15 protein-coding genes and 1 pseudogene are annotated in these 13,156 nt (G+C 61.4%); 10 read left to right on the forward strand and 6 right to left on the reverse strand.

Annotated elements, in window-relative coordinates; genetic code table 11:
- The first annotated feature begins 31 nt into the window (after window positions 1–31).
- From C8264_RS08250 to C8264_RS22090, 3 genes are read left to right on the forward strand one after another with little or no spacing between them, the layout of a single operon-like run.
- Window positions 32–220 carry a hypothetical protein gene (locus tag C8264_RS08250; protein ID WP_108460496.1) on the forward strand — a complete coding sequence of 63 codons (189 nt, stop codon included), beginning with the start codon at window positions 32–34 and terminating at the stop codon, window positions 218–220.
- A 9-nt stretch (window positions 221–229) separates the two neighbouring features.
- Window positions 230–811, forward strand: a complete 582-nt coding sequence (locus tag C8264_RS08255; RefSeq protein ID WP_281261440.1) for a cysteine hydrolase family protein — start codon at window positions 230–232, stop codon at window positions 809–811.
- Window positions 808–951, forward strand: a complete 144-nt coding sequence (locus tag C8264_RS22090; RefSeq protein WP_162783516.1) for a hypothetical protein — start codon at window positions 808–810, stop codon at window positions 949–951. The genes C8264_RS08255 and C8264_RS22090 overlap by 4 nt, the downstream gene beginning before the upstream one ends.
- Window positions 952–1,108: 157 nt before the next feature.
- Here the strand turns inward: C8264_RS22090 and C8264_RS08260 are convergent.
- A pseudogene (locus tag C8264_RS08260) lies at window positions 1,109–1,594 on the reverse strand (chemotaxis protein CheB); the annotation flags it as partial.
- A gap of 14 nt (window positions 1,595–1,608) precedes the next feature.
- Window positions 1,609–1,887 carry a hypothetical protein gene (locus C8264_RS22095; protein ID WP_162783517.1) on the reverse strand — a complete coding sequence of 93 codons (279 nt, stop codon included), beginning with the start codon at window positions 1,885–1,887 and terminating at the stop codon, window positions 1,609–1,611.
- 132 nt (window positions 1,888–2,019) lie between these two features.
- On the opposite strand from C8264_RS22095, the gene C8264_RS08265 reads away from it, so the two are divergent.
- Both C8264_RS08265 and C8264_RS08270 read left to right on the forward strand, forming a co-directional pair.
- Window positions 2,020–2,235, forward strand: coding sequence for a DUF2934 domain-containing protein (locus C8264_RS08265; RefSeq protein ID WP_108460623.1), 216 nt, complete (start codon window positions 2,020–2,022; stop codon window positions 2,233–2,235).
- A gap of 81 nt (window positions 2,236–2,316) precedes the next feature.
- Window positions 2,317–2,802, forward strand: a complete 486-nt coding sequence (locus tag C8264_RS08270) for a response regulator (RefSeq protein WP_108460497.1) — start codon at window positions 2,317–2,319, stop codon at window positions 2,800–2,802.
- On the opposite strand, the gene C8264_RS08275 is transcribed toward C8264_RS08270, so the two are convergent.
- Together C8264_RS08275 and C8264_RS08280 are read right to left on the reverse strand one after the other, a co-directional pair.
- Complete coding sequence (locus C8264_RS08275) at window positions 2,799–3,578, reverse strand: Crp/Fnr family transcriptional regulator (RefSeq protein ID WP_108460498.1); 780 nt, start codon at window positions 3,576–3,578, stop codon at window positions 2,799–2,801. The genes C8264_RS08270 and C8264_RS08275 overlap by 4 nt on opposite strands.
- A 281-nt stretch (window positions 3,579–3,859) precedes the next feature.
- The gene (locus C8264_RS08280; RefSeq protein WP_108460499.1) at window positions 3,860–6,952 is read right to left on the reverse strand and encodes a CheR family methyltransferase; all 3,093 of its coding nucleotides are present in this window, start codon (window positions 6,950–6,952) and stop codon (window positions 3,860–3,862) included.
- A gap of 178 nt (window positions 6,953–7,130) precedes the next feature.
- Here C8264_RS08280 and C8264_RS08285 point away from each other — a divergent pair, with 178 nt between their 5' ends.
- Complete coding sequence (locus C8264_RS08285; protein WP_108460500.1) at window positions 7,131–7,469, forward strand: hypothetical protein; 339 nt, start codon at window positions 7,131–7,133, stop codon at window positions 7,467–7,469.
- A gap of 50 nt (window positions 7,470–7,519) precedes the next feature.
- On the opposite strand, the gene C8264_RS08290 is transcribed toward C8264_RS08285, so the two are convergent.
- Together C8264_RS08290 and C8264_RS08295 are read right to left on the reverse strand one after the other, a co-directional pair.
- Complete coding sequence (locus C8264_RS08290; RefSeq protein ID WP_108460501.1) at window positions 7,520–7,747, reverse strand: DUF378 domain-containing protein; 228 nt, start codon at window positions 7,745–7,747, stop codon at window positions 7,520–7,522.
- Between the two features lie 49 nt (window positions 7,748–7,796).
- Window positions 7,797–9,521, reverse strand: coding sequence for a hypothetical protein (locus tag C8264_RS08295; protein WP_108460502.1), 1,725 nt, complete (start codon window positions 9,519–9,521; stop codon window positions 7,797–7,799).
- An 87-nt stretch (window positions 9,522–9,608) separates the two neighbouring features.
- Here C8264_RS08295 and C8264_RS08300 point away from each other — a divergent pair, with 87 nt between their 5' ends.
- From C8264_RS08300 to C8264_RS08315, 4 genes are read left to right on the forward strand one after another with little or no spacing between them, the layout of a single operon-like run.
- The gene (locus C8264_RS08300; protein WP_108460503.1) at window positions 9,609–10,712 is read left to right on the forward strand and encodes an inositol-3-phosphate synthase; all 1,104 of its coding nucleotides are present in this window, start codon (window positions 9,609–9,611) and stop codon (window positions 10,710–10,712) included.
- Window positions 10,709–11,308, forward strand: coding sequence for a histidine phosphatase family protein (locus C8264_RS08305; protein WP_108460504.1), 600 nt, complete (start codon window positions 10,709–10,711; stop codon window positions 11,306–11,308). Before C8264_RS08300 ends, C8264_RS08305 begins: the two co-directional genes overlap by 4 nt.
- Window positions 11,309–11,330: 22 nt before the next feature.
- Window positions 11,331–12,089, forward strand: a complete 759-nt coding sequence (locus C8264_RS08310; protein WP_108460505.1) for a TIGR04290 family methyltransferase — start codon at window positions 11,331–11,333, stop codon at window positions 12,087–12,089.
- On the forward strand, window positions 12,086–13,024 hold the full coding sequence (locus C8264_RS08315) for an MBL fold metallo-hydrolase (protein ID WP_108460506.1): 939 nt from the start codon (window positions 12,086–12,088) through the stop codon (window positions 13,022–13,024). The genes C8264_RS08310 and C8264_RS08315 overlap by 4 nt, the downstream gene beginning before the upstream one ends.
- The last annotated feature ends 132 nt before the right edge of the window (window positions 13,025–13,156 follow it).

The following is a 13,156-nucleotide window of genomic DNA, read 5'->3' on the forward strand; positions in this document are numbered from 1 at the left end:
CCGCCATGACCTGCAACAAACGAGGACGGACATGAACGATCCTGCCAGCCCGGAACGGCCCCGTCCGGAGACCGACGAAACCCTGGTGGAGCGTGGCCGTGGCTCGGCGGAGCGGGCGGTGCTCGGGCGCAATCCTTATGGGAGCATGGTCCGCGTCATCCTGGCCGTGGTGCTTTTCGTGGTCGTGTTCGGAACGATCTTCTTCCTGGTGCAGGATTAGGAGCCCGCTTTGCCGCAGAATTCCGTTCATCTCTGCGTTGATATGCAACGCATGTTCCTTGAGGGCACCGACTGGCAATTACCCAGTATGCCCGACACATTGCCCGCCATAGAGGCGCTGGTGGACGCCGATCCGGCAAGAACCGTGTTCACCCGCTTCATTCCCCCGCCGGCCGAAGCCACGCACGGCGCCTGGGTGGATTATTATGCCGCTTGGCCGCGCATGGCGCGGGAAGCCATCGCCCCTGAGCTGCTAGGCCTGGCCCCCAGTCTTGCGCACTACACGCCCCCGGCACGAGTGTTCGACAAGCCGGTGTTCTCGCCATGGTGGTCGGGGGAACTGCACCGTCTGCTGCAGCAGGCCGGGATCGACACCGTGATCGTTTCGGGCGGCGAGACAGATGTATGCGTGCTCGCCACGATCATGGGCGCAATCGATCTGGGCTATCGGGTGTGGCTGCCCACCGATGCGGTGTGCAGTTCGGCAGAAAGCTGCCACGAGGCCATGCTGTCGGTGTTCGAGAGCCGCTTCGGAGTCCAGGTCACCACCTGCACAACCGATGACATTCTGGCAAAGAAACTTGGCGCATGAAGATCGGCTTCCACGCATCGCACGAGCAGTTCCGGAGAACGCGACGCGCTCTAGCCGGTTTTCTTGAAATCCTGCAATGCTGCCCGCCGCAGAACATCGGCATGCTGGCGCAATTCCTCGGCCTTGCGGATCGCTGCTGAGGCAAGGGCGTCCCAATGCGATATCGATCTCGAGCAGCACACTGTCGGGGACAGGCGGGGAGGGCTCTGGCGACTGGGCCAGCAATTGCATCAACAGTGAGCCGAGCTGGCTCACCGGCGCCCGATGGTCGACGTCAGCCGCGGCCAGGGCGCCCAGCGGCATGTCGGGGGCCGGTGCATCGGTAGGATTCTGGATCACGGCTATACCGCCGCAGCGCTTGAGATCCGCCATGCCCGCCGCCCCGTCGTTGAGTTTGCCGCTCAGCACGACAGAGATGGCGCCGCTCCCATAACAAGCGCCGACGGAGCGGAACAGGGGATCGATCGCGGGGCGCGCAAGGTTTTCCCGCGGCCCGCGGCCGAGCTTGATGGTGCCGTCGATCACCAGAAGATGGAAATCTTTGGGCGCAACATAGACGACGTCATTGCTGACCGGCTCGTCATGTTCAGCGGTTCTGACGGGCATGTGCCCGGGGGTCGCAAGCGTCTGGGCAAGCAGGTTTTGGCCATCCGAGCCGACATGAAGCGTGATGAAAACCGGTGCGCCCAGATGAGAAGGCAGATCCTGCAACAGAATGCGAGCGGCTCCAAGAGCGCCCGTGGAGCCGCCGATTGCGATGGCTCGCTGGGTGTGGAGCGCCATTTTGGAGGTCCCTTCTACGTAGCAGCGAGTGCCACGATCACCACGAGCGCGATGGCAAGGCACGCCACCAGCGCCAGGTAGACCATGTTGCCCGATGAGGCGCGACCCTGCCTGCTAACGCCATCGGGCGCGGCTGCAGCGTCCAGCTTCCGCTCCTGGGCAGTAGGGGGGATCCCGCCGGCCTCGGCATCCGTTCCCAAGGGCACGGCCGCAGGATCGGGCATGGACACTTTCTCGTCCGTGCGGCCTTTGTCGATATTGTCGCGGAGCTGGTCAGAAGTTGGGACTGGCATGCCTGAATAAGTGCGAAAGTAACCACATTGTTCCCTGTCCGCGCCTGTCAGCCCATCATCTAACGTGCGTTAAATGCGGTGAACGATGCACGTGCCAACGTGTTGATCCAAGCTAAGCAACAGGATGAGGCCATGGCTGACGCAGACGACCCCTGGATCGACAAGGACTTCGAGTCGGCGGTTCGAGATACCGCCTATTTCCTGTGGGAAAATGATGGTCGGCCCCTCGGGCGAGAAAAGGAATACTGGTTTGCGGCGCTGGACAGGTGCTTGCGCCAGCGCGAGGCAGACGCACTGTTGCAACAGGAGCCACGCGGTGACCGCGACCCTGATGATCGCGAAGTCTGACCGGGCGGGGAACGGGATGGTAGGGCGGATGTTATAGGGAAGTAAGCGCCAACGCGCCTGGCTGCATATTGGTGGGGCATTATGGCAATGGAAGAAACCGCGGACCTGAACGGCAAACGCATTGTCGTGGTCGAAGACGACTTCGTGCTCGCGACCGACATCTGCCGTACCCTGCGCGAGCTTGGAGCTACGGTGCTGGGTCCCGCGCCAACGCCATTTTACGCAATGCATTTGATCGGGGGCAAGAAGATCGACGCCGCCGTGCTGGACGTGCGGCTCCACGGTACAACCGTTTTCGAAGTTGCCGATCTATTGCTCGATCGGGGCGTTCCGATCATCTTCGCAACAGCGTCCGACCGCAATTCGATCCCCAGCCGTTTTCATGATGCGCCGCTTCTTGAGAAACCATTCGACCGCAAGAAACTGGTCGCCGAAATCCACGCCATGACCCGACGCCCGTTAGCGAGACCTGCCAAGGTCATGCCGCCGATCTTGCCGAACGGCCCTGTCGAAGCACCCGCCCAGACGTTTGCCCGGGCTCTCGCCCGCAGCATGCGCACCGATTAGTTCGGCCGCAAATACCGCCCATCGAAGGAAGCCACGGCTTCAAGGCCTGCGGCGTCCAGAATGGTCGCGATCCCCTGCCCCATGGCAATCAGCTTGCGCTTCCGCAATTGCTGGATGGTTCTGTTGATGTGAACGGTCGATAGACCCAGAGCCTCACCCATTTCGGCCTGCGTCATTGACAGGTCGAACTCCGCATTAGCGTTTACAAGGCCGACAATGCGAGAGCGATGGTGGAGCTCGCACAAAAAATGGGCGAGCCGTTGCAGTGCGTCGCGCGCACCAAGGCTTATCACCAGCTCACGGGCGCAAGCCTGGTCCACGGAGGCGGCGCGCATCGCGGCCACAAGGATATTGGGCATCTTGTCGGCCACTGCCGAGAGTTGGCGCAAATCGATTCGCCCAACGACGACCTTGCCAAGCGACATGACGCTTTGCCTGGTGACGCTGGAGGACAGGAAGCCGAAATCGCAAAAATCGCCGGGCAACACAAAGCCCGTCATTTGGCGACGCGCGGAATCGAGCACCTTGTAGTGGCAGGCAAGCCCCTCGAGCAGCACCAGCGCTTCCTTGGCTGGCTGTTGTTCATGGAGGATGTCGCGGTGTGCCGCTACGGTGTAGGCCGTTTCCACCAGAGCCTCGAGCGTTTTGCTCTCGTGAGGCTGCAAGGGGTAAAGAGCGCTCAGGCGGCGCACAAATACGCCGTGTTCGATGTGGGGATGGACAGTGTTCGGGGCATAGGCGCTGCCCACGGGATCGACGGAGGTGAAACTGCTCATGCCGACCTTCCTTTGTTGTCCAGCATCCGAGCTACTGCAGCGTAAACCGCGCAGGTGTTGGTTATCATATCATCGCGCATCAGTCTCGATAACGCACAAGCGATCCCAACGATCCAGTTGAGAGCAGAACTGCTAAAATTACTGCCCAGCCAGATCGCCATGATGACCCACCTCTTCGAGATGAGTCATAACAAGGCGCCAGCGCGGCGCGTCTAACATATGTTAGTGGCCTGCTGGAGTGCCTACCTCAGGGCCTGAGGAACAATCGTTGGCAGCAGGAACTAGGCCGGCTCGGGCAAGGTAATCAGCACGGTAAGCCCGGCTGGATCAAACTGGGTCAGCACCGTTCCTCCATGCCGATAACCGATCTCCCCCTGCAGCAGCGACAAACCAAAGCCATGCGACACCGGCTCCGGCGCTGGAGGGCCGCCACGCTCCTGCCACTGCATGTGCAGACTGCAATCGCGCTTCTCCCAACTGATCGTCACCGACCCTTGTGGATTGGCCAGAGCGCCGTATTTGACGGCATTGGTCGCCAGTTCGTGGATCACCACGCCCATGGACAGTGCCTGCTGGGGCTCTAGCAACACTTCGGGGCCATTCAGGTGAAAGCGCTTCTGATCCAGATGCTCGGTTTGATCGCGCAACATCTTTGATAGCGATACCTGCGTCCAGTTCACCTGTGACAGTGCGTTGTAAGCCCGTGCCATGGCGCGTAGCCTTCCGAGGAGCGCGGCATGGGCGGGGTGACTGGGCGCACCGTCAAGGGTGCTGGTCGCGATGCTGATCACCACTGCCAGCATGTTCTTGACGCGGTGGTTCAGCTCGGAGATCAGCAATTGCTGGTGCTCTTCGGCGTCCGCCAGCGTCGTCACGTCGGTAAGCGAGACCACGACGCCCTGGATCGCCTGGGCATCTTCCCGATAAGGCATCAGGCGCACAAGATAGTGCCGCCGGTCCTTGTCGCGTGGTAACTTGTGTTCCATCAGTTCTCCCGATGCAAACACCTGCTCGATATGTGTCTTGAGATCGGGATAATCGAGCCGGTTCGAGAGATCGGTGAGTGGACGGCCGATATCGGTTGGGCGCAGATTGAAGAAGGCTGAAGCCGCGGGCGTGAAGTTGCGGATCACCAGATTGCGGTCGAGAAAGACCGTGGCGATCTGAGCGCTTTCAAACAGGTTCTTGAGGTCATTGTTGGCGCGGTCGAGTTCCTCGACCTTGCCGATCAGTTCGGCATTGATCGTGTTGAGCTCTTCGTTGAGCGACTGCATCTCCTCCTTGGAGGCTTCGAGTTCCTCGTTGGTGGATTGCGCCTCCTCGTTCACCGAGACCAGCTCTTCGTTGGAGGACTTCAGCTCCTCCACCGCGGTCTCGTATTCTTCGATCGTCGCCTGCAAGCGCTCCTTGGTGTCACGCAATTCGCGGTCGAGATCGAGCAGACCTTCAACGCCGGCTCCGGTATATTCGCCTTCGGAGCGAGTACTAACTGGGCTGCCAACAGTGAACAGCACAAGGTAGAGCGGCTCGCCCGTGCCGCGCTCGGCCATGGCTTCGACGATGATGGTAACCAGTTGCAAGCGGCCTTCATCGTCATCGAGCGGCAGATCGGGCTTGATCACCGGGCGGTCGGTGCTCAACGCCTCGCGCAACGCTGCGCGCAGTTCAAGCCGCAGGCCGCGCCGTGCCATGGTCAGCAATTGCCGGCTGGGGGCACCTTGCGATGGCTCGAGGAAACGGCCGGTGCGGGCGGAATAGTAAACCACATCGCCTTCGCTATTGACCACGACATGGGCGGGCGCGAAGCGATCCAGGACCTGGGCTTCGACGGCCTGGCGCAGCGGATAGTTCGATTGTTGCAGCCGGTCCTGCCGTCCCTGGGAGAAAACCGGCGCCCGGCTCTCCCCCACCAGATTGGTCAGGCGCGGGCTCGAGGCGATGTGCTCACGGGCCTGGAAGATGCGCTGCTTCTTGTCGACCATGGAAAACAGGTCGCCATGCTGGCCGATGCCTTCCGACGTCCCCAGAAACAGGAAGCCGCCAGGCCGCAGCGAATAGTGGAACGTAGGGATCACCCGGTTCTGGATATCGGGACCGAAATAAATCAACAGGTTGCGGCAGGACACCAGGTCCATCCGGGAAAACGGCGGATCGCGGATGACGCTGTGGGGCGAAAAGATGCACAATTCGCGCACCTCGTTGCTGAGGACATAGCTCGCCCCATCCCGTTGAAAGTAGCGCTGCCGCCGCTCGGGCGACATCCCTTCGAGCAGACTCTCCGGATAGCGCGCGAGACGGGCGACCGAGAGAGCGCCTTCGTCGATATCGGTGGCGAAGATCTGGACGCGCGGCGGGGCCTGCAGCGTTGCCATGAATTCCCGCATCAGAATACCGATGGAAAACACTTCCTCGCCGGTGGCGCAGCCCGGCACCCACACGCGCACGGTGTCGCTGGCGCCCTTGCCCTCGAACAACCGCGGAATCACCAATTCCTCGAGGAGGTCGAAAGCGTCGGCATCGCGGAAGAAATTGGTGACGCTGATCAGCAGGTCGCGAAACAGATTCATCACCTCGCCTGCGTCGCGCCGCAGCAGTTCGACATAGGCATCGATGCCGCGCAATTGCATGACCTGCATCCGTCGGCGCACCCGGCGCAGGAACGTCTTGGACTTGTAGCCAGAGAAGTCATGGCCCGAGTGGCTGCGCAAAACGGCATAGATCTCCGTCTTGGCCCGCTCGATCGTGTCTTCCTCCCGCTCGCCCTCATGCTGGCTGATGCTGGCCAGAACATCGAAGCTGGCGGCATAATCGACCAGCTTGGCGCCCATCTCCTCAGCCTTGGCTTCGATATCGATAAGCCCGCTCTTGATGGCACTGCGCGGCATGTCGGGCGTGTTAGGGCCAAATTGATCGAGTGCCTGCGCCAGGGTCAGCCCGCCGCGCTCCTTGATGACCTTGACCCCCAGCGTGCCATCGCCATCGCCGCCCGACAGCACGACACCCACTGCGTATTCGCCAAAAGCCTCGGCCAGGGACGCAAAGAATATGTCGATCGGCTTGCGCTCGCGATGCGCCGGATCGAGCGAACTCAACTTCAGCAATCGGTTCTCGATCGTCAGAATCTGGCCTGGCGGCATGACATAGACATTGCCCGGCAGGATCTCCGAGGCGTCCTGCACCGTTTGCACCGGCATGGAAGTCAAATGGGCGACCACCTCAGGCAGCGAGCTATCCCGGTCGGGGCTGAGGTGCGTCACGATCACGAAGGCCATGCCGTTATCGTCCGGCAGGCCCTTGAACAATCCTTCCATGGCCGGAATGCCACCTGCGGACGCGCCGACCCCCACGACCGGAAATTGCTTGGCATCACTCATGGGGTTATTCCTGGCTCAGTGCGACAGCGCGCCACCGGCGCGGATGTTTGTAGCCACATTACACGGACCACCGCGCCGCCGCAAAGGCACTGCTGCGAAGTCGCGGGCGTTTAACCGGCGTTACACGAGCGAACTTTCTTCTACCCGCCCCCATTCGAAAAGGGGCGGAGTTCGAGACATGACCAATCCCACCAATTTCACCGACGAAGACTGGGCCTCCTGGTACGAGCGCGCGCGGACCCATACCCGCGTCGCTCCGGGATTGACCGATGATCTGCGCTCCAGCACAGGCCCGGCCACGGCCGCCCTGGTCGCCACCGCATCGGCAACACTGGCCGAACTGGACGAGGATATCATCGCCGGGGAATTCCTGGCCCATTACATGCAATCGTCGGGCGCCAGCCTGGCCGTCACCGCCATTGCCCAGGAGTTATCCTCGATTGCCCAGAAACTGCTACAGGCCATCGTGGAAGCCAAGAATGGCGATGGCCCGTGGAATAGGCCCGACTACCATTGAAAATGGCCGCCGCTACAGGGAGCGACGGCCAAATCACGTTGCTTCAAGACTTAATGGCGGCGCTCTGCAGCAACTTCGCCGGTCGACATGGCACGGAAGAATGGCACCAGCTGGTAGATGGCTGACAACCCGACCAGGACGTAGACGATGCGGGCGAGCGCGGCATCCTGACCGCCGAAAATGGCCGCCACAAGATCAAACTGGAATGCACCGACCAGGAGCCAGTTGATGCCACCGATGATAATCAATAAAAGTGTAACGAGATTGAGCGCCTTCATGGAAAACTCCTTGCGTGTGGCAGGGAAAGTAAGTCTGGCGGCCGCTGGTTCATGATCTATCATAAGTTAATCCAAGACTTCTTAGCGCGCGGTGCTGTCCATAGCGCGCCAGTAGCTTATCGATGCGGTCGCCCTCGGCCTGATTGTTGCGCCCCAGGGCCATGGTCCACAGGCCGATCTGAAAGCCCAGATAGCAAAGCACCATTGCGGCAACGAAATCGCTCTCGATCTGCCGCCCGAGCCGTTTGCCCAGGGCCTCGGTAAGCGCGTTTCGCTGGGTTTCGCTCATGTTCATTTCCACCGATGCGCCGGCCAGATCCCAGGTGATGTCTTGGCAACCCACCAGATCATGGGCGGTTTGGTGGTCGGTGGCGTCGAGCTTGAGCCAGGTTTGGTCGGTCTTTAGCCATTCCCAGCTGTGCATGCGGTTGTCGGTGCAGCAGGGGATGGGGTGGAGGCGCTGGGGGTCGCCGAGGGCGGTTTGGACAGCGTTAGATGCGTCGCCGAGGCGCTGGCCGATGTTGAAAATTGCCATTTCGAACAGCTGCTTAGGGCTGGCTCCCGGGCCGGTTGGGGGCAGGCTGGCGCGGAAGGCGAGATAGTCTAGCAGGCGTTCAGGGGGCACGGTTTCCCCCGGCTTTTGCTCGGCTTCGACCCATGGATAGAGGAGGAATCCGTGACATAATCCGACGGGGCGGGGGGCGAAGCATGCTTCGCCGATGACGCGTGCAAGCTCGAGTTTTTCTTCGCCTTTGCCGCCGATTCCGGCGAATTTGCCCAGCCATTTCTCGCTCTTTGTGGTGACCAGGAACTTGCGCCGCTCCATCGCCGGGTCCGCCGGAAGGTCAGCGCCCAGCTCTTGCCGCCATGCCCCGCCCGAAATGTCCCGCAGGGGTCCCTTGAGAGGACCCACGATATCGCTGATCCAGCGCTCCAAGCCATGAGCAGGTTCGTCCGGGTGCAGCAGGAGTTGTTCGAAGCTGATGAAGTGCCTGCGGGCCGCTTGCCAGCGCTGCCGGTGATCGGCTCGCGCGGCATTGCCCAGATCGCCGGCATGGCTGGGAAAGAAGTGGATCCGCTGTTCGGATATGCCCTGGGCCACGAGCCAGTCGGCCACGCAGTTGAACGAGCTGCCGGAAAGGCCCGGCCCTTCATCGACGATGGCAAAATCGGCCTGATGGCTTGCGAGGTGTTGCGCCAGACTTGTCCCCAGTGCGAGTTGCCGGTTGAACGGGTGTCCGACGGGCCGGACAGTCATGGCCGCTTGTGCCCCAAGCCCCGCCGCGACGAGGGCGCCAAGTCCCGCGCCGATGCTGCGGATGCCGATCACGAGCGTATCGGGACCAAGGCCCGATCGTCGCGCGGCGGCGATATAGCTTTCCGGGTAGAGCGCGTAAAAGGCGTAGCCCTCCGCTTGCCGCGAATTGATGGTCCCGGCTTCGCTCAAGAGCGCGAGATGGGAGCTGAATTGTTCTGGCGAATAGGACAGCGCCGCAAAGCCGCTGTCCCACGACGCTGCAACGGACCTTGCCAGCGCCAGCAGCAGTGCGTTGCCGGCGTCGACGCGCCCGCTCGCATCATCGAAGCCGACTTGATGGAATTGGGCGTCGGCGGCGCCCTGCACCAGTTCGGAAGCGCGGATGAACGCTGCAATCAGCGCCTGATGCCGCTGTAGACCGGCGGGAATTTGCCGGCATCTGGCGAGCCGGTCTTCCACTTCGCGGGCAATTTCCCCCGCGTTCTCCGCCCGTTCCATATCACCATAAACCAGCATCCCTGCCTGCGCTCCACTATCTGCCAACAGGAACAAAGCTTGGCGGGTGTCGTTGGCCTCACAGAATACATCTGTTGGAGCACGGCAATGACGGAACGCAAGGTTCGGGTAGGCATCGTAGGGGTCGGAAACTGTGCGTCTTCACTGGTGCAGGGCCTGACTTACTACAAGGATGCCGACGGAAACGAACCTGTGCCCGGATTGATGCATGTTAATCTTGGCGGCTACCATGTCTCCGACATCGAAATTGCTGCAGCGTTCGACGTTTCGACTGCCAAGGTGGGGCGCGACATTGCCGAGGCGATCTATGCGGCGCCCAACAATACGCATCGTTTCGCCGATGTGGAGCCGCTCGGCGTCACCGTCATGCGTGGCAATACGCTCGATGGCATCGGCAAATATCTGGAAGATGAAATCGAGGAGGCCGATGTTCCGGTCGCCGATGTTGCCGAGGAATTGCGCCGCAGCGGCGTAGATGTGCTGGTGTCCTATCTGCCTGTCGGCTCGGAATTGGCGACGCAATGGTATGCCGAACAGGCGCTGAAGGCCGGCTGCGGGTTCGTCAATTGCATCCCCGCATTCATCGCGTCCAAGCCGGAATGGGAGCAGCGCTTCGCCGCCGCCGGTCTGCCCATCGTAGGCGATGACATCAAGAGCCAGGTCGGCGCCACCATCATCCACCGCATGCTGGCAAACCTGTTCCGCGAACGCGGCGTGAAGCTCGACCGCACCTATCAGCTCAATTTCGGCGGCAATACCGATTTCCTCAACATGCTGGAGCGCGAGCGGCTGCAATCCAAGAAAATCAGCAAGACGCAGGCGGTCACCAGCCAGATCGATATCCCCCTGCCGGCGGGCGACATCCATGTGGGGCCCAGCGATCATGTGCCGTGGCTGACTGATCGCAAGATGGCTTATATCCGGCTGGAAGGGACCACCTTTGGGGGCGTTCCGCTCAATGCCGAACTCAAGCTAGAAGTCTGGGATTCGCCAAATTCGGCCGGCGTGGTGATCGATGCGGTGCGCTGTGCCAAGCTGGCGCTGGATCGCGGCATCGGCGGTGCCCTGGTCGGGCCATCCAGCTATTTCATGAAGTCGCCACCGCGCCAATTCACCGATGCCGAGGCGCGCCAGCGCACCGAGGAATTCATTGCCGGGGCCGACGAGCCCATGCTCGGGGCGGCCGAGTGACGGCTGTCTTCTACCTGGTGCGCCACGCCGCGCACGACAATGTCGGCGGGTTCCTCGCCGGACGGTCGCCCTCCATCCATCTGGGTCCCGATGGCCTTGCGCAGGCGAGGCGCCTCGGCCAGCGGATGACGCAGGAGCGATTCCAGAGCATTTTCGCCAGCCCGCGCGAGCGCACGCAGGAGACCGCCGAAGCCATCGCGGCGGCATGTGGCGACTTGCCGGTCACCATCGCGGACGAGTTGGACGAAGTCGATTTCGGCTCATGGTCGGGATCGAGCTTTGACGAGCTTAACAAGCTTGGGGAATGGCAACGCTGGAACAGCATGCGCAGCATGGCCGAAACGCCGAGCGGGGAAACCATGCTCGACGTGCAGCAGCGCTCCGTGGGGCTGATCCGGCGACTGGCTGCGCAGAATGCCGATGCGCGGATCGTGCTCGTCAGTCATGCGGACATCATAAAATCGGTGGTCAGCCATGTGCTTGGCCTGCCGATCGATGCCTGGCCGCGTTTTGAAATTTCACCTGCCTCGATCACGACCATCGTTGTCGGCGAGTGGGGCGGCAAGCTCCACACGCTCAACGAAACCACAGGCTGACACCTCACAAGGAGATACGCGCATGACCCTGCCCATTGCTGAAATCCGCGAGAAAGTTCAGGCGCTCGGCCCCTGGTTTCACAATCTGGATCTGGGTGGGGTGCGCACCGCGCCTGAGCATTTCCTGGGCGATTACCCCAACATCAAATGGCAGAAGATCGCCGGTGCCATTCCGGCCGATCTTACGGGCAAGACCGTGCTCGATATCGGCTGCAATGCAGGGTTCTACTCCATCGAGATGAAAAAGCGTGGCGCCAGCCGAGTGCTGGGCATCGACTTCGACGATGTCTACCTCAACCAGGCCCGCTTCGCGGCCGAAGTCGCCGAAGCGGATATCGAGTTCCAGAAAATGTCGGTCTACGACGTGGGGGCCCTTGGGGAAAAGTTCGACGTCGTGATCTTCATGGGCGTGCTTTATCACCTGCGCCATCCCTTGCTGGCGCTGGATTTGATCCGCGAGCATGTCAGCAAGGATGTGATGATCTTCCAATCGATGCAGCGCGGCAGCCGCGATGTGCCCGAGATCGCCGAGAACTATCCCTTCTCCGATTATGCGCTGTTCGATGACCCCGCTTTTCCCAAGCTGCATTTCATCGAACATCGCTATGCCGATGACCCGACCAATTGGTGGGTGCCGAACTCGGCCTGCGCCGAGGCGATGCTGCGCAGTTCAGGCTTCGAGATCACGGCGCACCCGGAAGCCGAAGTTTATATCTGTCGCGTGGCAAGCCAGTCTCCGCACGCGTTTCCGATTTATCCGAACAAGGGAGCACAAGCATGATCGAAGCGGCCATGATCTGGAACGAGCCGAACAACAAATCGCACTGGGACCCCGAGATCGATCCGGAATGGGTACAGTTCGGCACCATGGCCAATCTGGCTGCCGATGCGATTGCGGCCGCCAACCCGCAGGTGACCCGCGTGCTCGGCGGCATTTCGCCGATCGATCCGGGCTTCATGACGCGCATGAAGAACTACGGCGTGCTCGACAGGATGAATGCGGTTGCGGTGCATGGCTTTCCGCTGGACTGGAACTTGTGGCAGATTCACGAGTGGCCCAGCAAACTCGATGAAATTCGCGCGGTCACGGATTTGCCGATCTGGGTCAGCGAAGTCGGGATATCCACCTTTGGCGCCGAGGAAGTCCAGGTCTGGGGCCTTGAGCGCACCGCCGAACTGCTCAAGGGCAATGCGGCGCGCATCCAGTGGTATAGCCTTTATGACCTGCCGCGCGAGTGGGAAGCGACGACCCGCCATCGCGAAGCCGAGGGCTCGTCCTATTACCGGCACTTCTATATGGGCCTTTTGCGCGAAGACGGCTCGCCCAAGCCGGCGCTGGAAGAGTTCGCCAAGCACACGCCCGAAATGGGCCTTGTGCAATGGTTTCACTACCAAGACCACCGGCTCGACGATGCCGTCGCGTGGATGAAGCGGCTGGGCGTGACGCATATGCGCACCGGGCTCTCCTGGGCGGACAGCTTCCGCCCCGATGCGCTGGACTGGTTCGACCGTCAGATGCAGGCACTGGAGGATTTCGACGTGACGGTGACTTTTTGCTTTACGCCCGAACATCGCGGCATTGCTCCGCACCATACCAGCGCGCCGCAAGTGCCGGAGGAGTTTGCGGAGTTTTGCGCGCAGATGATCGAGCGGTATGCGCCGGGTTCGTCGGTGCGGGCGGAGGGGCGTGTGGGGGCGTCGGCGTTGTTGGTTTAGGGGGGTGGCGTTGGGAGTGTTCACATCGAACGTTTGCCGGTGGCGCGGTGTAAAGAAAAACGCTGTGTTGCCCTCGGGCTTGACCCGAGGGCCGTTTCGGGAGCCCTTGCCGGAGCGGTGTGTTTGCGGAAG

The sequence above is a fragment of the Devosia naphthalenivorans genome (assembly GCF_003056355.1).
GTDB lineage: Bacteria > Pseudomonadota > Alphaproteobacteria > Rhizobiales > Devosiaceae > Devosia > Devosia naphthalenivorans.

Bases quoted from the DNA above. Each gene is read 5' to 3' on its own strand.
- C8264_RS08250 (WP_108460496.1), top strand. From the start codon at position 32: ATGAACGATCCTGCCAGCCCGGAACGGCCCCGTCCGGAGACCGACGAA.
- C8264_RS22090 (WP_162783516.1), top strand. From the start codon at position 808: ATGAAGATCGGCTTCCACGCATCGCACGAGCAGTTCCGGAGAACGCGA.
- C8264_RS22095 (WP_162783517.1), bottom strand. From the start codon at position 1,887: ATGCCAGTCCCAACTTCTGACCAGCTCCGCGACAATATCGACAAAGGC.
- C8264_RS08265 (WP_108460623.1), top strand. From the start codon at position 2,020: ATGGCTGACGCAGACGACCCCTGGATCGACAAGGACTTCGAGTCGGCG.
- C8264_RS08270 (WP_108460497.1), top strand. From the start codon at position 2,317: ATGGCAATGGAAGAAACCGCGGACCTGAACGGCAAACGCATTGTCGTG.
- C8264_RS08275 (WP_108460498.1), bottom strand. From the start codon at position 3,578: ATGAGCAGTTTCACCTCCGTCGATCCCGTGGGCAGCGCCTATGCCCCG.
- C8264_RS08280 (WP_108460499.1), bottom strand. From the start codon at position 6,952: ATGAGTGATGCCAAGCAATTTCCGGTCGTGGGGGTCGGCGCGTCCGCA.
- C8264_RS08285 (WP_108460500.1), top strand. From the start codon at position 7,131: ATGACCAATCCCACCAATTTCACCGACGAAGACTGGGCCTCCTGGTAC.
- C8264_RS08290 (WP_108460501.1), bottom strand. From the start codon at position 7,747: ATGAAGGCGCTCAATCTCGTTACACTTTTATTGATTATCATCGGTGGC.
- C8264_RS08295 (WP_108460502.1), bottom strand. From the start codon at position 9,521: ATGCTGGTTTATGGTGATATGGAACGGGCGGAGAACGCGGGGGAAATT.
- C8264_RS08300 (WP_108460503.1), top strand. From the start codon at position 9,609: ATGACGGAACGCAAGGTTCGGGTAGGCATCGTAGGGGTCGGAAACTGT.
- C8264_RS08310 (WP_108460505.1), top strand. From the start codon at position 11,331: ATGACCCTGCCCATTGCTGAAATCCGCGAGAAAGTTCAGGCGCTCGGC.
- C8264_RS08315 (WP_108460506.1), top strand. From the start codon at position 12,086: ATGATCGAAGCGGCCATGATCTGGAACGAGCCGAACAACAAATCGCAC.